Below are 18273 nucleotides of genomic sequence, written 5' to 3' on the forward strand. Positions count from 1 at the left end.
CTTAACGGGTATTCACGCAATGACTATTCATACACGGTTCAAAAAACATCCTCTGGCCCTGGCGCTTCAGATTCCTGCGTTGGGCCTCCTGGCGCTGGGTGCCTCATTCGCCCACGCTACCTCGATACTGCATCCGGGTCTTGAGCGCACCATTGATTCGAGTACGCGAGTTGACGACTGGATCATCAGCGAAAATGCCCACTTGACGTCCAATGGCGCCCAACTGCGCCAGTCGCGTGTGACTGCCGGTGCCCTGACGCTCAATGCAGGCACAACGGCACAAGACATCTATGCGAGCCGGGGCTCGCAAATCAACCTCACTGGCGCCAAGGTAGAAGCCCGCAGTTCGGCCGGTTTTGCCATCAACCTTCAAGGCAGTGATGCGCAAATCAGGGGCAGCCAAGTCATCAATAACAATGGTGTTGGCCTCCTGGCTGCGCGCGACTTTCTGACTGAGAAAGGTTCGACAGCGAATGTTTTCGACAGCGCCATCGTGGGCTCCACTGAAGGGGCGCGTACCACTTCATTCAGCCAAATCAACTTGTTTGGCTCGGAGGTGATTGCCACTCGTGAGGACGGTTTCGGTGTGTACTTGTTGGGCGGTGCCGTCAACGCTGTTGAGAGCACCATTAGCGGCGGTGAGAATGGTGTGCGCCTGAGTTACGAAAATGCAGACCTGAACAATAGTAGCCTGGTATTGAGCGGCTCTCATGCAGAGGGGCGTAATGGCGCGGCGCTGTTGGTGGAAGGCGACAGCTACAGCACGACCAATGCGGACATCCAGATACTGAATGGCTCAACCCTCACCGGCGGCAACGGCAATATCCTGGAAGTCACCGGCGGTTCCATCGCCAATATGAACGTCGACAATAGCCGTTTGTTTGGTGATGTGGTGGTCGAAGAAGGCTCCACTGCCAAAGTGCAGCTCAACAACGGCTCCTCGCTCACCGGCCAGCTGAAAAACGTTGCCGAGTTGAGTGTGAACAACGCCTCCCAGTGGAATCTGGTAGGTGACAGCAATGTCGACGCTTTGAAGATGGGCGGCGGTGCCGTGCACTTCGGTGGGCCGGATGAGTTCTACCAGTTGGACGTGAAGAGTCTGGAAGGCAATGGCACCTTTGTCATGCACACCGACTTCTCCACGCACCAGACCGACTTCCTCAATGTGGAAGGCAAGGCCGAAGGCAACCACAGCCTGTTGCTGAACGCCACCGGCTCGGAACTGGCCAGCGGCCAGCCGATCAAGGTGGTGCATACCGAGGGGGGTGACGCGCACTTCTCTCTGGTGGGCGATACCGTGGATATCGGTGCATACGCCTATGGCTTGCAGAAGGACGGCGGCGACTGGTTGCTGGACCCGACGCGCAAAGGCACCAGCACCAGTGCTCACTCGGTACTGGCGTTGTTCAACAGTGCGCCGACGATCCTGTACGGTGAGTCGTCCATCCTGCGTACCCGCATGGGTGAACTGCGCTTCAGCGATCGCCGCGACAATGGCCTGTGGATGCGCAGCTACGGCAACAAGCACGAAGTGGCGGCCAACAAGAATGGCGCCGGTTATTCGCAGACGCAAAAAGGTTTCACCATCGGTGCTGACACGCCGTTGTCCAGCGGCGACGGCCAATGGCTGGCGGGCGTCATGGCCGGTCACAGCACGTCGGACCTGAGCCTCAACCGGGGTAGCAAAGGCGAGGTCAAGAGCTACTACCTGGGTGCCTACGCCACCTGGCTGGATGACGAGAGCGGTCTGTACTTCGATGGTGTCGCTAAGCTCAACCGCTTGCACAACGATGTCGATGTGACCATGAGCGACGGCAAGAAAGCCAAGGGCAGTTACACGCAGAATGCTGTGGGTGCGTCGGCTGAGGTCGGTCGCCACATCAAGTTGGATAACGACTTCTTCGTCGAGCCTTATGGCCAGTTGGCGGCGACGATTACCCAGGCGCAGAGCTACGAGCTGTCCAATGGCCTGAAGGCCAAGGGTGATCGTTCCAGCTCGGTGGTCGGTAAGGTGGGCGTCACCGCTGGTAAGGACATCCAGCTGGAAAGCGGCGGTGTGTTGCAGCCGTACCTGCGCACGGCAGTTGCCCACGAGTTCGACCAGAGCAACAAGGTGTTCATCAACGATCAGAGCTTCAACAACGATCTGTCGGGTTCGCGTATCGAGCTGGCGGCCGGTGTGGCTATGTCGGTCTCCAAGAACCTCAAGCTGCATGCGGACTTCGAAACCAGCAAAGGCAAGAAGATCGACCAGCCATGGGGTGTCAACTTCGGCGTGCGCTACGATTTCTAAGGCGCTCGTTCACTTCAACAGGGGAAGCTTCGGCTTCCCCTTTTTTTCATCTTCAGATCAGTACGCTCAGCCAAGTCGACCCCAGCAAGAGGAGGGCCATGCACCGGTTGAAACGCTGTACTGCCGTCGATGAGCGCAGGACCCGGTTGGATCCGGCACCCAGCAGTGCCCAGGCACCCAGGCAAGGCAGGGCAATCAGGAAGAACACCAGCGACAGGGACAGCACCTGGTGCTGGCGATCGGCACCATTGCCGGCAAATACGCTGACTACCGCCAGTGCCATCATCCAGGTTTTCGGGTTGATCACTTGCAGGCTGGCGGCACCGATCAAACCGAGGCGTTTTTGCGTCGACTGTGGGTCGATCGCCTCGGCCGGCGCACGGTAAATCTGCCAGGCCAGATAGCTCAACCATGCTACCCCGGCCCATTGCATGACGGCTTGCAGCTTGGGGGCCTGTGTCAGCGACTGGCCGACCCCTGAACCCACCACCAGCACAAGCCCTGCCGCGCCGGCGCATGCGCCGAGAATGATCGGCACGGAAGCCTTGAAGCCATAACGCGCGCTGTTGCTCAGCACCAGGATATTGGTGGGCCCCGGGGTGATTGACGCGACAAAGGCAAACAGCATGAACGGCAGCAAGGTGGACAACATGGCGAGTGACTCCGATAAACCCGATTAAGGCCTCGATCTTCACCAGCCGGGGCGTTATCTGTCTGGAAGATTTGTGCAGCGCTTGCGGTACGCCGCCGGTGTCAGGCCATAGGCGCGCACAAACCAGCGGCCCAGGTGGCTTTGGTCGGCAAAGCCCAGGGTAATCGCCACATCGGCCGGCAGTTCACCCTTGGCCAACAAGTGCCGCGCACGCGCCAGGCGCAGTTGCACCAGGTAGGCATGGGGCGGCAGGCCGAACGCGCTCTTGAAGGCGCGGCTCAAGCGAAAGCGGTCAACCGCGCAGGCCAGTGCCAGCTCGTCCATGCCCACGTCGTGGTGCAGATGGGCATGCAGGTATTCCCGGGCCTTGTGTGCCACCCATGGCAGGCGCGGGTCCTCGCCATAGCGTCGGCGCCAGTGCAATTGGCCAGTGAGGCGTTCGAGCAATTGATCCATGGCGCGCTGACGCACAATGCGCAGTTCGCCGCTATGCAGGGTGCGAAAGGCATGGCTGGTGGCCACGGCCAGGCGCGGATCGTCGGTCAAGGTGCGGGCGAAACTCAGCTGGCTGTTGACTGGTGCTTCTTCGAACACCGCGCTGACTTCCCGTGTCAGCCATTGCGGGTCGAGGTAGAGCATGTGGTAGGTGAACCCGTCTGCCGTGGGCGCGTCGCCGTCATGCAGCTCGCCGGGCTCCACCAGGAACACCTGGCCCGGCACGCTGTTGTGACGGGCGCGGCGGCAATTGAATTGCTGCACGCCTTGCTCGGTAACGCCGATCAGGTAGCTGTCATGCCAGTGGGGGTCATAGGCGTGGCCCTCGAAATGCGCGCGCAGCGTTTCGATGCCGGTGTCGGCGTCCTGGGCCAGGTCGATCCAATTGTGCGTGGCCATATCCCCCTCGGCGACGATAAAACCCTATTAGCGCCCCTCGCGGTGTGAGCGTCTAGAAGGTTTGTGCAATCTAGCCGAACAGGCCGGCGGCGATGTTGATCGAAAACCCCAGGATCGCCGTGTTGAACAAGAAACCGATCAGCGATTGCCCCAACACCACTTTGCGCATGCCTCGGGTCGCCACGCCCACGTCGGAGGTTTGCACGGCCACGCCGATGGTGAAGGAGAAGTACAGAAAGTCCCAGTAGTTGGGCGTGAGCAAGCCCTCGGCAAAGCGCAACGCCGGCTCCTTGCCGGTCCAGGTGTAATACAGGCGGGCGTAATGCACGCTGAAAATCACCCCGATCAGCAGCCACGAACCAATCACCGTCAACCCGGTAAACCCGTAGTGCAGCAGGCGCTCCGAGGTGGCCAGGTCTTTGCTGCCCACCAGCTCGAACGTGATGGTGGCCAGACTGGCGATGGCGGCGATGCACACCGTGAACAGCACCAGCCCGGCATTCTCGTCCTCTACCTCGGCGATGCGCTTGACGTCCTGGGCCTTGGCCCGGCTGGTCAACCACAGCATCAGCAGCAGGTAGGTCCAGACGCCGGCATTCCAGCCGATCAGAATTTTGCCGGTGACGGTTCCGGACGGCGCCAGGATACCCACCGCAAGGCCAAGGACGGCGGCGGCGGAGAGACGCGGATGGGTGCGGGCAAGGAAGGGCATGGCGCTCACGATTCGGGGGAATAGTGAGCAACATAGGTTGAGCAGCTGCAGGCTGCAAGCTTCAAGCGGCAAGTTGAAGCAAGGGTGCTCTGGCTGGCCGCTTGAAGCTGATAGTCAGCGACTGCGCTTGCGCACCAGCTTCATGACCACCACAAAGAACACCGGTACAAACACCACCGCCAAGGTCGCAGTGATCATGCCGCCGATCACCCCTGTACCAATTGCCTGCTGGCTCGCCGAGCTGGCCCCGGTGGCAATCGCCAGCGGTACCACGCCGAGGATGAAGGCCAGCGAGGTCATGATGATCGGCCGCAACCGCAGGCGCGCGGCCTTGAGGGTGGCGTCGATCAGGTCTTCGCCCTGGTCATACAGGTCCTTGGCGAACTCGATGATCAGGATCGCGTTCTTCGCCGATAGGCCGATGATGGTGATCAGGCCCACCTTGAAAAACACATCGTTGGGCATGCCGCGCAAGCTCACCGCCAGTACCGCGCCGAGCACGCCCAGCGGCACGACCAGCAATACCGAGGTCGGGATCGACCAGCTTTCATACAGCGCCGCCAGGCACAGGAACACGATCAGCAGCGACAGCCCCAGCAGTATCGGCGCCTGTGAGCCGGACAGGCGTTCCTGCAGCGACAGGCCGGTCCATTCCTGGCCCAGGCCCGCCGGGAGTTGGCCGACCAGGCGCTGGATCTCGGTCATCGCTTCACCGGTGCTGTAGCCTGGCGCCGCCTCGCCGGAAATCGCAATGGCCGGGTAGCCGTTGTAGCGCGTCAACTGCGCCGGGCCTTGGGTCCATTTGGCCTGCACGAAGGCGGACAGTGGCACCATCTTGCCGGCGTCGTTGCGTACGTGGATCTTCAGCAGGTCCTCGACCTGGCTGCGCCGGTCGCCTTCGGCTTGCACCACTACGCGCTGCATGCGGCCTTGGTTGGGGAAGTCGTTGACATAGGCCGAGCCAATCGCCGACGACAGCACATTGCCCACCTCGGCGAAGGACACCCCCAGCGCGTTGGCTTGTTTGCGGTCGACTTCCAATTGCACCTGGGGCGCCTCGGCCAGGGCGCTTTCGCGCACATTGGCCAGGATCGGGCTTTTCTCCGCCAGGGCCAGCAGTTCGGTGCGCGCCGCCATCAATGCCGCATGGCCGACGCCGCCGCGATCCTGCAGGCGGAACTCGAAACCGCTGGAGGTGCCCAGGCCATCCACGGGCGGCGGCAGGACCGAGTAGGCAATCGCATCTTTAAGCTCGCTGAACGCGCCATTGGCACGTTCGGCAATCGCGGCGGCGGCATCCTCGCTGCTGCGCTCCGACCAGTCCTTGAGCGTGGTAAACGCCAGCGCCGCGTTCTGCCCGGAACCGGAGAAACTGAAGCCCATGATCATGGTGGTATCGCCCACCCCCGGCTCGCCGGCGTTGTGCGCTTCGATCTGCTCGGCCACCTGCACCGTACGGTTCTTGCTGGCGCCCGGCGGCAGTTGGATATCGGTGATGGTGTAACCCTGGTCTTCCACCGGCAGGAACGAGGAGGGCAGCCGCGTGAACAACAGCCCCAGGCCCACCAGCAGCACCAGATAGATCAGCAGGTAACGGCCGCTACGCTTGAGGGCGTAGGCCACCCAGCCGGTATAGCGCTCGGTGAGCCGCTCGAAACGCTGGTTGAACCAACCGAAGAAGCCGCCTTTGGCATGGTGCTCGCCCTTGGCGATTGGCTTGAGCAAAGTGGCGCACAGGGCCGGGGTCAACGTCAGGGCGAGGAACGCCGAGAACAGAATCGAGGTGGCCATCGACAGTGAAAACTGCTGATAGATCACCCCCACGGACCCGGCCATGAACGCCATCGGCAGGAACACCGCCACCAGCACCAGGGTAATGCCGATGATCGCGCCGGTGATCTGCCCCATGGCCTTGCGCGTCGCTTCCTTGGGCGGTAGCCCCTCGGTGACCATGATCCGCTCGACGTTCTCCACCACCACGATGGCATCGTCCACCAGGATACCGATGGCCAGCACCATGCCGAACATAGTCAGCACGTTGATAGAGAAACCCAGCAGCAACATGGTGGCGAAGGTGCCCATCAGCGCAATCGGCACCACCAGGGTCGGGATCAGCGTGTAGCGCACGTTCTGCAGGAACAGGAACATCACCGCGAACACCAGCGCCATGGCCTCCAGCAGGGTGTAGACCACCTTGGTGATCGAGACTTTGACGAAAGGCGAGGTGTCGTACGGGATCTTGTATTCCACATTGGCCGGGAAATAGCGCGACAACTCGTCCATCTTCGCCCGCACCAGGGTCGCGGTGTTCAGCGCATTGGCGCCCGGTGACAGTTGCACACTCACGGCGGTGGAGGGCTTGCCGTTCAGGCGCGTGGAGAACTGATATTCCTGGCTGCCGATTTCCACCCGCGCCACATCGCCGATGCGCACGGTGGAACCGTCCGGGTTGGCCTTGAGCACGATGTCGGCGAATTCCGCCGGGGTCGACAACTGGCCCTTGACCAGGATCGCGGCGGTGATTTCCTGGGTATTGGTGCCTGGCAAGTCACCGATGCTGCCGGCCGAGACCTGGGCGTTCTGTGCAGCAATGGCGGCATTCACGTCGGCCGGGGTGAGGTTGAAACCGATCAGCTTCTGCGGGTCGATCCAGATGCGCATGGCGCGCTCGGCCCCGTACAGCTGAGCCTTGCCCACCCCGTCCAGGCGCTTGAGTTCGTTCATCACGTTGCGCGCCAGGTAATCGCTGAGCGCAACGTCATCAAGCTTGCCGTCGTTGGAAGTGAGGGTCACCAGCAGCAGGAAGCCCGCGGAGACTTTTTCCACCTGCAGGCCCTGCTGAGTCACGGCCTGGGGCAAACGCGGCTCCACGGCTTTGAGGCGGTTCTGCACATCCACCTGGGCCATCTCCGGGTTGGTGCCGGGTTGGAAGGTGGCCGTGATCGTCGCCGACCCCAGGCTGCTCTGGGACTCGAAATACAACAGATGATCGGCGCCGTTGAGTTCCTGCTCGATCAGGCTTACGACGCTCTCATCCAGTGTCTGCGCCGAGGCACCGGGGTACACCGCGTAAATCTCGACTTTCGGCGGCGCGACGTTGGGGTATTGCGCCACTGGCAACTGGGGGATGGCCAACAGGCCGGCCAGCAGAATGAACAGCGCTACCACCCAGGCGAAGATCGGGCGGTCGATAAAGAACTGCGGCATGCTCAGGAATCCTTGTTGGCCAGCTTGGCTGGGCTGTCGTCCACCTGGACTTTCTCACCGGGCCGCGCGTGTTGCAGGCCTTCCACGATGATGCGGTCACCGGGTTTGAGGCCATGGCTGACCACCCAGCGATCACCGATCACCGCGCCCAGCTCCACCGGTTGCTGGCTGACGGTCTGTTCGGCGTCCAGCAGTAGCACCATGGGGACGCCGGCGCTGTCGCGGGTGATGGCGCGCTGCGGCACGCTCAGGCCCTGGGTATCGACTGCCTGCTCCAGGCGTACGCGCACGAAGCTGCCGGGCAGCAGGTCGAGGTCCGGGTTGGGGAACTCGCTGCGCAGAACGATTTGCCCGGTGCCGGGGTCGACGCTGATTTCAGCGAACAGCAATTTGCCCGGCAGCGGGTAGAGGCTGCCGTCGTCCTGGATCAACGTGGCCTTGGCCTGGTCCTGGCCGACCTGCTTCAGGCTGCCGGCGCGGAAGGCGCGGCGCAGGTCGTTCAGCTCGCGGGTGGATTGGGTAAGGTCGGCGTGGATCGGGTCCAGTTGCTGGATGATCGCCAGCGGTGTGGCCTCGTTCTGGCCGACCAGGGCGCCTTCGGTGACCAACGCCCGGCCGATGCGCCCGGAAATCGGCGCGGTGACGGTGGCGTAGCCGAGGTTGAGCTTGGCGCGTTCAACGGCGGCTTTATTGGCGGCGACTTCGGCGTTGGTCTGGCGCACGGCGGCGCGGGCGTTGTCGTAGTCCTGGCCGCTGATGGCGTTGCCTTCCACCAACTGGCTGTAGCGTTGCTCTTGCAGGCGCGCCTGGAACGCGTTGGCCTCGGCCTTGCTCAGGTTGGCCTTGGCGCTGTCCAGATCGGCCTTGAAGGGGGCCGGGTCGATGCGAAACAACACGTCGCCCTGTTTGACGTCATGGCCTTCCTTGAACACCCGCTGCAGCACCACGCCGGCTACCCGCGCGCGCACTTCGGCAATGCGTGGCGCGGCGATGCGCCCGCTCAATTCGCTGCTGATGGACAGGGGCTTGGCTTGCAAGGTCTCGATGCGAACCTTGGCCAGCGGCATTTCCGGCGCTTCGACGGCCGACTGGTCACAGGCACTCAGTGCCAGCGTCAGGGCCAGCAGGCAAAACGGCGCAAACAGATTCTTCGACATGCTCTTATCCCAATAATGACTGGCGCATCCTAAAGTCACCGGCGCCTCGGTGCTGTGAAGCTGTGTAGCAGGTGTGTGAAGAAATGTAAGGTGCGGCGCGCGAGGCACCGAGGGCGTATATCCTTGCACAATCTTGCAACACTCAGTATCCAATGCCGGAGGGCGTTTGCACCCTCCGGCATTGGGTGTGTGTACGACACATCACTGTATTTTCTGGAAACACCTTCATGCCCAACATCCTCCTGGTCGAAGACGACGCCGCGCTCTCCGAGCTGATTGCCAGCTACCTGGAGCGCAACGGCTACCACGTCAACGTGCTCAGTCGTGGCGATCTGGTGCAGGAACGCGCGCGCCGTGATCCCCCGGACCTGGTAATCCTCGACCTGATGCTGCCCGGGCTTGATGGCCTGCAGGTGTGCCGCCTGCTGCGCGCCGACTCGGCCTGTCTGCCGATCCTGATGCTCACCGCCCGCGACGACAGCCACGATCAGGTACTTGGCCTGGAAATGGGCGCCGATGACTACGTCACCAAACCCTGCGAACCCCGCGTGCTGCTGGCACGGGTGCGCACCTTGCTGCGCCGCAGCAGTTTGTCCGAACCCCAGGTGGCCAACGATCAGATCCTGATGGGCAACCTGTGCATCGACCTGTCGGAGCGCACCGTGACCTGGCGCGACCAGGCCGTGGAGCTGTCCAGCGGCGAATACAACCTGCTGGTGGTGCTGGCGCGGCACGCCGGCGAAGTGCTCAGTCGCGACCAGATCCTGCAACGCCTGCGCGGTATCGAGTTCAACGGCACCGATCGCTCGGTGGACGTGGCCATCTCCAAGCTGCGGCGCAAGTTCGACGACCATGCCGGCGAAGCGCGCAAGATCAAAACGGTATGGGGCAAGGGTTACTTGTTCAGCCGTTCCGAGTGGGAATGCTGACCCATGCTGCGCGTGCTGATTCGCCTCTTTCTGATCACTATCGTCACCTATAGCGCCGCGATCTACCTGATTCCCAAGCTGGTGATCCAACTGTTCGAACACCGCTACCTGAATTACAACATCGAGCAGACCCGCGGCCAGCAACACCTGATCGTCAAGCAATACCAGCGCGCGCCGGTGGAGCGCTGGTCCCAGGTAACCGAGCAACTGGGGCGGGAGTTCGCGCCGCTGCATGTGCAACTGCTGCTGCGTCAGGATGCCAGTTATACCCTCGAAGAAGCGCGCTTGCTGGAGCAGGGCAAACCGGTGGTGCGCCTGGGCGAGTGGGGCTGGATGGAAGAAATCAGCTCGCCGATCAACGATCAGTTTGTGGTCAAGCTGACCATCCCGCCGGACCCGCTGGACATGAACTTGCTGTACTGGGCCATCAACGTGCTGATTGTCGCCGCGCTGCTGGTGTGCCTGCTGACCTGGCTGCGGCCGCACTGGCGCGACCTTGAGCGCTTGAAAAGCACCGCCGCGCAGTTGGGCCAGGGCAATCTGACGGAGCGCACGGGAATCTCGGCCCGCTCCAGTATCGGCAGCCTGGCCGCGGTGTTCGACACCATGGCCGACGACATCGAGCACCTGCTCAACCAGCAGCGCGACCTGCTCAACGCGGTCTCCCATGAACTGCGCACCCCCCTCACGCGTCTGGACTTCGGCCTGGCCCTGGCACTGTCCGAAGACCTGCCCCAGGCCAGCCGCGAACGTCTGCAGGGCCTGGTAGCGCACATCCGCGAGCTGGACGAGTTGGTGCTGGAGTTGTTGTCTTACAGCCGTTTGCAGAACCCGTCGCAACTGCCGGAGCGGGTGGACGTGGTGCTCGATGAATTTATCGACAGCGTGCTAGGCAGCGTCGATGACGAACTGGAAAACCCCGAGATCGTCATCGATGTGGCGCTCGATTGTACCGTCGAGCGCTTCAGTCTCGACCCACGCCTCACCGCCCGCGCGTTGCAGAACCTGCTGCGCAACGCCACGCGCTACTGCGAAAAACGCATCCAGGTGGGCGTCAAGGTATGCCCCAAGGGCTGTGAGATCTGGGTAGACGATGACGGCATCGGCATTCCGCTGGAGCAGCGCGAGCGCATCTTCGAACCCTTCTACCGTCTCGACCGCAGCCGCGACCGTGCCACTGGCGGCTTTGGTCTGGGCCTGGCGATCAGCCGGCGTGCGCTGGAGGCTCAGGGCGGGACGTTGACCGCCCAGGCTTCACCGCTGGGCGGCGCGCGGTTTCGGGTGTGGTTGCCCAGCAGCGCGAGCTGATCGGCCTGCAAGCAGGCGGGCAAAAGAGCATACTGTGGCCCCGTTTTACCCGAGGAGAGATTGACCATGACCGCCGTTCACGCGTCTGCTCAACTAGGTTTCTCAACCCAGGCCGCCACTTACGCCCAGGGGCGGCCAGATTACCCCCGCCAGCTCACGGGCTGGCTCAGCGAGACGCTGGGGGTTACCGGCCAGTCGACGGTGGTCGACCTAGGCGCCGGCACCGGCAAGTTCACCCGCTTGCTCAGTAGCCTGGCGCCGACGCTTATCGCCGTGGAACCCGTGGCGCAGATGGGCGAGCAACTGCTCAAGGCATTGCCCGGTGTACGTCTGGTTTCCGGTACCGCCGACGCCATGCCCCTGGACACGGCGAGTGCCGACGTCGTCGTGTGCGCGCAGGCCTTCCACTGGTTCGCCACACAGCCGGCATTGGCGCAAATTCACCGTGTACTCAAGCCCGATGGGCGCCTGGGCCTGGTGTGGAATGTGCGCGACGAGTCGGTGGACTGGGTGGCGGCGATCACCGAGATCATCACGCCTTATGAAGGCGATACCCCACGGTTCCATACGGGCCATTGGCGTGATGCCTTTCGCGGCGAGTATTTTTCCATGCCCGAACTGACCTGTTTTGCCTACCAGCACGTAGGCAGCCCCCAGGAAGTGATCATTGATCGCTTCCTCTCGGTGAGTTTCATTGCGGCGCTGCCGGACACGCAAAAGGCCAGCGTCACCGCGCAACTGCGCACCCTGATCGACACCCATCCCGAACTGCGCGGGCGTGAGACCGTAGCGTTTCCTTACCAGACACAGGCTTACGTGTGTCACCGGCTGGCGTAAAAGGCATAAAGTCAGATCATATTGGTATAAGTGGTTATAAGAAAAATCGCTATCCTGCGGCCAGTAATTTATATGGCCGCAGGTAGCTGTTAATGGAAGTGGGTAACTTTGGTTTTGTCATTGCCGGCCTGATCGTGGGTTTTATCGTCGGTATGACCGGCGTCGGCGGCGGTTCTTTGATGACGCCGATCTTGTTGTGGTTCGGTATCAACCCGGCCACGGCCGTAGGCACCGACCTGCTGTACGCCGCTATCACCAAGTCCGGCGGCGTGCTGGTGCACAGTAAGAACAAGAACATCGACTGGACCATCACCGGCTGGCTCACCCTCGGCAGTGTGCCCGCCGTGCTCCTGACCCTGTGGTTCCTGGCCACTTTGCACACCGACCCCAGCGCAATGAACGCGGTGATCAAGCAGGCCCTCGGCGTGGTGCTGCTGTTGACGGCTTTGGCGATTCTGTTCAAGAAAACCCTGTTGGCTTTCGCCCAGCGTCATGCCGGCGACAGCTACCACATGAACCCGCGCAACCTGAACGCCTTGACCGTGCTTACCGGAGCGATCCTCGGCACAATGGTCGCCCTGACCTCCATTGGCGCCGGCGCCCTGGGCACCGTGGCGCTGTTTATCCTCTATCCGTTCCTGGCCACGCGCCGGCTGGTGGGCACCGAAATCGCCCACGCCGTGCCGCTGACCCTGGTGGCGGGCCTGGGCCATGCCGGTATGGGCAATATGGACTGGCACCTGCTGGGCTTTCTGCTGATGGGCTCGCTGCCGGGGATCTACATCGGCAGCCATATGACCGGCAAGATCCCGGACGGTGTATTGCGCCCGTGCCTGGCGGTTATGTTGATGGCCGTCGGTTACAAATTGGCGTTCTGAGGTGGGAGGGGCAAGCGCCTCCCACAGGGTTCGGCCCATTCTGTTTTAGTCTTTCGCCGGGCCATTGCCGATCTGCCAAACGAACGGCGGTTCGGTGCCATTGATCACCCAATCCCCCACGATCCGCGCCTTGTAGATCACCGGGTTGTGCGAGGACACGGTCCGCGCGTTGCGCCAATGCCGGTCCAAACCCTTGCCTTGGCGCACATCCGAAGCTCCCAGCGCATTGAACAGTTCGCTGGTGGCCCGCTGAATCAATTCCGACACCACCACCTGCGCCGTGGCCGATTCGATTTCGGCCGCCACATTGGCCTCGCGCTCGGCCACTTCATCCCCGCCGAACCGCGCCAGGTACGCTCGTTGCGCCGGCTCCGCAGCCTTCAACGCGCTGGCTTCGGCGGCATACACCAGGGCGGCGACTTCGCCCACCACCTGCTGAATCTGCGCGTCCTGGCTGACATGGGCGGCATTGCCGTGGCTGTAGATGCGCTTGCGGCTGCGTACGTGCTGCGCCACGTCCTTGAGCGCGGCGCGGCCGATCCCGGCGAGACTGGCCAGCAACACCAGTTGATAAAACGCCGTCTGGTATTTGAAGCGGGTGGCAAAGTCGATGAGGTTTTCCGCCTCCACCACGGCATTGGTAAAGCGCGACGTGCCGCTGCCGGTGGTGCGTTGGCCAAAGCCGTCCCAGTCATCGCTGTGCACCACCCCAGGCTGGCGCGCGCGGGTGGCGGCAATCACGTCGCCGCCGGTGTCGCTGCGTTGGGCGTACACGTCAATCCAGTCGGCAAAAATGCTGCCGGTGCTGTAGAACTTCTCGCCATTGAGCGCCCACTGATCACCGTTCGGTGTGACTTGGGTGATCACCTCGCCGATGGCCACTGCGCCGATTTCGGTCCAGGCGCAGCCGACGATGTCGCCGTCGACGAAGCGCTTGAACCACAGGTCACGGCCGGCGCCGGGCGCGGCATTCAGGCGGTCTTCGACAAAGGCGAAGTGCCCGCGCAGGGCCTGGGGCACGTTGGAGTCGGCTTCGGCCAGTTCGATCAGCAGCGCGAACAACTGCGGCAGCGAGGCGCCGCCACCCCCGTATTCCACCGGCACGCGTACGGCGCCAAAACCGGCCTCTTTGAGCCATTGGATCGGCGCGTGGGGCAGGGTGCGGGTGTTTTCCCGTTCCAGCGCGCCCTCGGCGATGCGTTGGAAAATCGGGCGAAAGCGCGCCGCCAGGGCGGCATAGTCGGCGCCGGTAGCCAGCGGATTGATGATGTGGTGTTCGGTCATGGGACGGTTCCTGGGCAGTGATCGGTGCAAGGGCAATTGCACACTCCGTGCCGGGCGCCGAGCCCAGTGTTTATGGGGATTGAAGGGTTAGAACTGTTGCCCTGGCAACAGCGATCCGACAAAACGGCGCGAAGCCCGACACTCGCCGCCAAGGGATCCCCGCCGGTAATATCCCGCGCAACCGCCCTGGCTCGGGGGCTTTGCCCAGGCTGGCACGCTTGCTGCTCAACCCTTCGGTACATCCCTTTTGTGCGAGGTACCGTTCGATGAGTCAGCAAGCCGTGAAATTTGCCTATTGGGTGCCCAACGTCAGCGGTGGGCTGGTGGTCAGCAAGATCGAGCAACGCACCCACTGGGGCATCGACTACAACCGCAAACTGGCGCAACTGGCCGAAGCGGCGGGCTTCGAGTACGGCCTGACCCAGATCCGCTTCACCGCCGGTTACGGTGCCGAGAACCAACATGAGTCCGTGGCGTTCAGCCATGCCCTGCTGGCCGCCACCACCCGACTCAAGGTTATCGCCGCGATCCTGCCAGGGCCCTGGCAGCCGGCGCTGGCGGCCAAGCAACTGGCGACCATCGACCAGCTCACCAACGGCCGCATCGCGGTGAATATCGTCAGCGGCTGGTTCAAGGGCGAGTTTCAGGCCATCGGCGAGCCTTGGTTGGAGCACGACGAGCGCTATCGTCGCTCCGAAGAATTCATCCGCGCGCTCAAAGGCATCTGGACCCAGGATGATTTCACCTTCAAGGGCGACTTCTACCGCTTCAACAACTACACCCTCAAGCCCAAGCCGCTGGGCCGGCCGGAAGTGTTCCAGGGCGGCAGCTCGCGGGCCGCGCGGGATATGGCCGCGCGGGTGTCGGATTGGTATTTCACCAATGGCAATACCCCGGAAGGTATCAAGGCCCAGGTCGATGACATCCGCACCAAGGCTGCGGCGAACAACCATTCGGTCAAGATCGGCGTGAATGCCTTTGTGATTGCCCGCGACACAGAGGAAGAAGCCCGCGCCGTGCTGGCCGAAATCATCGACAAAGCCGACCCGCAAGCGGTGAACGCCTTCGGTGACGCCGCCAAACAAGCCGGCAAGGCCTCGCCCGAAGGCGAGGGCAACTGGGCCAAGTCCAGTTTTGAAGACCTGGTGCAGTACAACGACGGCTTCAAGACCAACCTGATCGGCACGCCGCAACAAATCGCCGAACGCATCGTCGCGCTCAAGGCCGTGGGCGTGGACCTAGTGCTGGCGGGCTTTCTGCACTTCCAGGAAGAAGTGGAGTACTTCGGCAAGCGGGTATTGCCGCTGGTGCGCGAATTGGAGGCCAAGGCAGGGATCAGGCAGGTGGCGTGAGGACCAACGGGGCCGCTTCGCAGCCCAGCGCAGGGCAAGCCTACTCACCACGTGGCTGGGTGTCAGCCTCTGAGAGTTGTGTAGGCATCCCCGATGAGCATCGGTATCTACATATCTCCGGTAGAAACATCACCTGAGCACATGAGCATTTTGTGGTGAGCGGGCTTGCCCCGCGCCGGGACGCGCAGCGGCCCTTTCTCCAATCACTGCGGTGTGCCTGGCATGAACGGTCGTCAGGTCTTGGGGCCGCTTCGCAGCCCAGCGCGGGGCAAGCCTGCTCAACACTGGTTGGGGTTCAGCCTCTGAGAGTGGGCGGTCGCTGGAGGGTCAGGACTTCGTAGCCGTCGGCCGTCACCGCCACGGTGTGTTCCCATTGCGCCGACAGGCTGTTGTCTTTGGTGACGACCGTCCAGCCGTCCTTGAGGCTGCGCACCTTGGCGCTGCCCTGGTTGAGCATCGGTTCGACGGTAAACACCATACCTTCGCGCAGCTCCAGCCCGGTGCCGGGGCGGCCGAAGTGCAGAATCTGCGGGTCTTCGTGCATCTGCCGGCCGATGCCATGGCCGCAGTATTCGCGCACCACACTGTAGCCATTGGCTTGGGCGTGGCTTTGGATGGCATGGCCGATATCGCCCAGGCGTGCCCCAGGCTTGACCTGGCGAATACCGGCCCACATTGCCTCGAAGGTCATCTCCACCAGGCGCCGGGCTTTGGGCGCGACGGTGCCGATCATATACATCTTGCTGGCGTCGGCGATAAAGCCGCCTTTTTCCAGGGTGATGTCGATGTTGATGATGTCGCCGTCCTTGAGCACGTCCTTGGCGCTGGGCATGCCATGGCACACAACTTCGTTGATTGAGGTGTTGATGCTGAACGGGTAATCGTACTGGCCGAGGCTGGCGGGGCGGGCCTGCAAGTCGTTGCGGATAAACGCTTCGACGGCGGCGTCCAGCTCCAGGGTCGAGCGGCCGGCGGCGACGAAACCGTCGAGCATGTCGAACACTTGGGCCAGTAGGCGACCGGATTCGCGCATCACGGCCAGTTGGGCGGCGGTCTTGATCATCATTCACGCCCTCGGATCAATTCGGGTTTGTCCAGCAACAGTTTGTTGATCAAGTCGTTGTAGGTCAGGGTGGGGTTCAGTTCGGCGAGCAGGCCGACCTTGATCCAGAACTCGGCCTGAGCGTTGATGGAGCGGTCCATCGTCGCACTGGCTAGGCGTAATTGTTCGTGCAGTTGGTCGGTGATCTTGACGATGCCCATGGTGTTCACTGTGTGGGGTGGATATACAAAGCGTATATGTTTCGTATATTTGACGTAAACCCCCAATAGCAAAATCCCATAAGCCGATTGACGGGTAACACGGTAGGCGGTTAGTTTCGTTTCATGACATTTCATACCTTCTTTCGCCAGCCAAGCATTATTACCGCCATTCCTCAGTTGGCGGGATAGCGCACGGCTGCACCCAAACCCGCCCTAGAGGCGGGTTTTGTTTTTCCGTCTCCTGGGCCCTACACACACCGCCAGGAGACACCGATGAGTACCCCCACAGCCCCCGCGACGTCCGATACACGTTTGCTTGAGCACTATGTAAAAAAGATCCTCGCCGCGCCGGTCTATGACTTGGCCGTGCGCACGCCGTTACAAGCGGCCCCGGCGCTGTCGGCGTTGCTCGGCAACCAAGTGCTGCTCAAGCGCGAAGACCTGCAGCCGACCTTTTCCTTCAAGGTGCGCGGTGCCTACAACAAATTGGTGCAACTTCGCGACGCGCAGCGCACTCAAGGGGTGATCACCGCTTCAGCAGGCAACCACGCCCAGGGCGTAGCACTGGCGGCGCGGGAACTGGGGATCAAGGCGCGCATCGTGATGCCTTGCAGCACGCCGGATTTAAAGGTGCAGGGCGTGCGCTCCCGAGGCGCCGAGGCGGTGCTGCATGGGCCGAGTTTTCCGTTTGCCCTGGCCCATGCGCTGGCCTTGGCCGAGGCCAGCGGTGGCACCTTTGTCTCACCCTTCGACGACCCGGATGTGATCGCCGGTCAAGGCACGGTAGGGATGGAGATCCTGCGCCAGCAACAGGGCCCGCTGCACGCGATCTTCGTGCCGGTGGGCGGCGGCGGGCTGATCGCGGGCATCGCGGCGTATGTCAAATACCTGCGGCCCGAGGTGCGCATCATCGGGGTCGAAGCCGAAGGCTCCAGTTGTTTGCTGGCGGCGTTACGTGCCGGCGAACGGGTGGTGTTACCCAGCGTCGATGGCTTTGCCGACGGCACCGCGGTGGCGCAGATCGGCGCCTACGGTTTTGAAATATGCCGCGACTGGGTGGACGACGTCATCACCGTGAGCAACGACGAATTGTGCAGCGCCATCAAGCTGATCTACGACGATACCCGCTCCATCACCGAGCCATCCGGTGCGTTGGCGGTGGCGGGAATGCGCAGGTTTGTCGTCCAACGCGGCGTGCAGGGGCAGACCCTGGTAGCGGTAAATTCCGGGGCAAATATCAACTTTGATAGTTTGCGATATGTTGCTGACAGAGTGGGTGCCCAGTTAGCCGTTTAAACGTAAACCGCCGGTTAAACGTTTAATCGATGCTATTCGCCGATATTTTAAACAGCGGCGAAAAGTTCAAGTTTTAGTTATATAAAACCCAGGGTCGCTTATGAGGAAAGGTTACAACGCAACTCGATTTTGCCGGGTACGCTTGCTCAGTGAAGGCGTCTTCCAAGGCTGGTAAGACGTCGCAGGCGTATGCCTGGCATAAACACAACAA

15 protein-coding genes are annotated in these 18273 nt (G+C 62.2%); 7 read left to right on the top strand and 8 right to left on the bottom strand.

What is annotated here, in order from left to right; genetic code table 11:
* Positions 1-19 precede the first annotated feature (19 nt).
* Positions 20-2293, top strand: a complete 2274-nt coding sequence (locus FIV35_RS11965; RefSeq protein WP_034137953.1) for an autotransporter outer membrane beta-barrel domain-containing protein — start codon at positions 20-22, stop codon at positions 2291-2293.
* A gap of 52 nt (positions 2294-2345) precedes the next feature.
* Here FIV35_RS11965 and FIV35_RS11970 read toward each other — a convergent pair whose 3' ends face one another.
* From FIV35_RS11970 to FIV35_RS11990, 5 genes are all read right to left on the bottom strand, one after another.
* Positions 2346-2945 carry a LysE family translocator gene (locus FIV35_RS11970; RefSeq protein ID WP_034137954.1) on the bottom strand — a complete coding sequence of 200 codons (600 nt, stop codon included), beginning with the start codon at positions 2943-2945 and terminating at the stop codon, positions 2346-2348.
* 54 nt (positions 2946-2999) lie between these two features.
* Positions 3000-3839 carry an AraC family transcriptional regulator gene (locus FIV35_RS11975; RefSeq protein ID WP_034137955.1) on the bottom strand — a complete coding sequence of 280 codons (840 nt, stop codon included), beginning with the start codon at positions 3837-3839 and terminating at the stop codon, positions 3000-3002.
* 70 nt (positions 3840-3909) lie between these two features.
* A complete protein-coding gene (locus tag FIV35_RS11980; protein ID WP_034137956.1) occupies positions 3910-4551 on the bottom strand; it encodes a DUF1345 domain-containing protein in 642 nt (213 codons plus the stop codon).
* Between the two features lie 114 nt (positions 4552-4665).
* Complete coding sequence (locus FIV35_RS11985) at positions 4666-7758, bottom strand: efflux RND transporter permease subunit (RefSeq protein WP_034137957.1); 3093 nt, start codon at positions 7756-7758, stop codon at positions 4666-4668.
* 2 nt (positions 7759-7760) lie between these two features.
* Complete coding sequence (locus tag FIV35_RS11990) at positions 7761-8915, bottom strand: efflux RND transporter periplasmic adaptor subunit (RefSeq protein ID WP_034137958.1); 1155 nt, start codon at positions 8913-8915, stop codon at positions 7761-7763.
* Between the two features lie 227 nt (positions 8916-9142).
* On the opposite strand from FIV35_RS11990, the gene FIV35_RS11995 reads away from it, so the two are divergent.
* From FIV35_RS11995 to FIV35_RS12010, 4 genes are all read left to right on the top strand, one after another.
* Positions 9143-9844 (top strand): response regulator, encoded by a 702-nt coding sequence (locus tag FIV35_RS11995; RefSeq protein ID WP_034097114.1) that lies wholly within the window; start codon positions 9143-9145, stop codon positions 9842-9844.
* A 3-nt stretch (positions 9845-9847) separates the two neighbouring features.
* A complete protein-coding gene (locus FIV35_RS12000; RefSeq protein ID WP_034137959.1) occupies positions 9848-11152 on the top strand; it encodes an ATP-binding protein in 1305 nt (434 codons plus the stop codon).
* A 66-nt stretch (positions 11153-11218) separates the two neighbouring features.
* The gene (locus tag FIV35_RS12005) at positions 11219-11989 is read left to right on the top strand and encodes a class I SAM-dependent methyltransferase (protein ID WP_034137960.1); all 771 of its coding nucleotides are present in this window, start codon (positions 11219-11221) and stop codon (positions 11987-11989) included.
* Between the two features lie 92 nt (positions 11990-12081).
* Positions 12082-12867 (top strand): sulfite exporter TauE/SafE family protein, encoded by a 786-nt coding sequence (locus FIV35_RS12010; RefSeq protein ID WP_034097119.1) that lies wholly within the window; start codon positions 12082-12084, stop codon positions 12865-12867.
* Positions 12868-12912: 45 nt separating this feature from the next.
* Here FIV35_RS12010 and FIV35_RS12015 read toward each other — a convergent pair whose 3' ends face one another.
* Positions 12913-14151 (bottom strand): acyl-CoA dehydrogenase family protein, encoded by a 1239-nt coding sequence (locus FIV35_RS12015; RefSeq protein ID WP_034137961.1) that lies wholly within the window; start codon positions 14149-14151, stop codon positions 12913-12915.
* A gap of 266 nt (positions 14152-14417) precedes the next feature.
* Between FIV35_RS12015 and sfnG the strand changes: the two genes are divergently transcribed.
* Entirely contained in the window at positions 14418-15503 is a 1086-nt protein-coding gene (gene sfnG, locus FIV35_RS12020; RefSeq protein WP_034137962.1) for a dimethylsulfone monooxygenase SfnG, read from the top strand.
* A gap of 295 nt (positions 15504-15798) precedes the next feature.
* Here the strand turns inward: sfnG and map are convergent, their stop codons facing one another.
* Together map and FIV35_RS12030 are read right to left on the bottom strand one after the other, a co-directional pair.
* Positions 15799-16566, bottom strand: a complete 768-nt coding sequence (map, locus tag FIV35_RS12025) for a type I methionyl aminopeptidase (RefSeq protein ID WP_034138004.1) — start codon at positions 16564-16566, stop codon at positions 15799-15801.
* Positions 16566-16766 carry a ParD-like family protein gene (locus tag FIV35_RS12030; RefSeq protein WP_034137963.1) on the bottom strand — a complete coding sequence of 67 codons (201 nt, stop codon included), beginning with the start codon at positions 16764-16766 and terminating at the stop codon, positions 16566-16568. The genes map and FIV35_RS12030 overlap by 1 nt, the downstream gene beginning before the upstream one ends.
* 273 nt (positions 16767-17039) lie before the next feature.
* On the opposite strand from FIV35_RS12030, the gene ilvA reads away from it, so the two are divergent.
* Positions 17040-18062 (top strand): threonine ammonia-lyase, biosynthetic, encoded by a 1023-nt coding sequence (gene ilvA, locus FIV35_RS12035; RefSeq protein WP_080761423.1) that lies wholly within the window; start codon positions 17040-17042, stop codon positions 18060-18062.
* Positions 18063-18273: the final 211 nt, after the last annotated feature.

Origin of the sequence: Pseudomonas rhodesiae (assembly GCF_007858255.1) — a bacterium.
Taxonomy (GTDB): domain Bacteria; phylum Pseudomonadota; class Gammaproteobacteria; order Pseudomonadales; family Pseudomonadaceae; genus Aquipseudomonas; species Aquipseudomonas rhodesiae.

Coding starts and splice junctions, on each gene's coding strand:
- FIV35_RS12010 (WP_034097119.1), top strand. CDS start 12,082: ATGGAAGTGGGTAACTTTGGTTTTGTCATTGCCGGCCTGATCGTGGGT.
- FIV35_RS12015 (WP_034137961.1), bottom strand. CDS start 14,151: ATGACCGAACACCACATCATCAATCCGCTGGCTACCGGCGCCGACTAT.
- FIV35_RS11995 (WP_034097114.1), top strand. CDS start 9,143: ATGCCCAACATCCTCCTGGTCGAAGACGACGCCGCGCTCTCCGAGCTG.
- FIV35_RS11970 (WP_034137954.1), bottom strand. CDS start 2,945: ATGTTGTCCACCTTGCTGCCGTTCATGCTGTTTGCCTTTGTCGCGTCA.
- FIV35_RS11990 (WP_034137958.1), bottom strand. CDS start 8,915: ATGTCGAAGAATCTGTTTGCGCCGTTTTGCCTGCTGGCCCTGACGCTG.
- FIV35_RS12005 (WP_034137960.1), top strand. CDS start 11,219: ATGACCGCCGTTCACGCGTCTGCTCAACTAGGTTTCTCAACCCAGGCC.
- sfnG (WP_034137962.1), top strand. CDS start 14,418: ATGAGTCAGCAAGCCGTGAAATTTGCCTATTGGGTGCCCAACGTCAGC.
- FIV35_RS11965 (WP_034137953.1), top strand. CDS start 20: ATGACTATTCATACACGGTTCAAAAAACATCCTCTGGCCCTGGCGCTT.
- ilvA (WP_080761423.1), top strand. CDS start 17,040: ATGAGTACCCCCACAGCCCCCGCGACGTCCGATACACGTTTGCTTGAG.
- FIV35_RS11980 (WP_034137956.1), bottom strand. CDS start 4,551: ATGCCCTTCCTTGCCCGCACCCATCCGCGTCTCTCCGCCGCCGCCGTC.
- FIV35_RS12030 (WP_034137963.1), bottom strand. CDS start 16,766: ATGGGCATCGTCAAGATCACCGACCAACTGCACGAACAATTACGCCTA.
- FIV35_RS11985 (WP_034137957.1), bottom strand. CDS start 7,758: ATGCCGCAGTTCTTTATCGACCGCCCGATCTTCGCCTGGGTGGTAGCG.
- map (WP_034138004.1), bottom strand. CDS start 16,566: ATGATCAAGACCGCCGCCCAACTGGCCGTGATGCGCGAATCCGGTCGC.
- FIV35_RS12000 (WP_034137959.1), top strand. CDS start 9,848: ATGCTGCGCGTGCTGATTCGCCTCTTTCTGATCACTATCGTCACCTAT.
- FIV35_RS11975 (WP_034137955.1), bottom strand. CDS start 3,839: ATGGCCACGCACAATTGGATCGACCTGGCCCAGGACGCCGACACCGGC.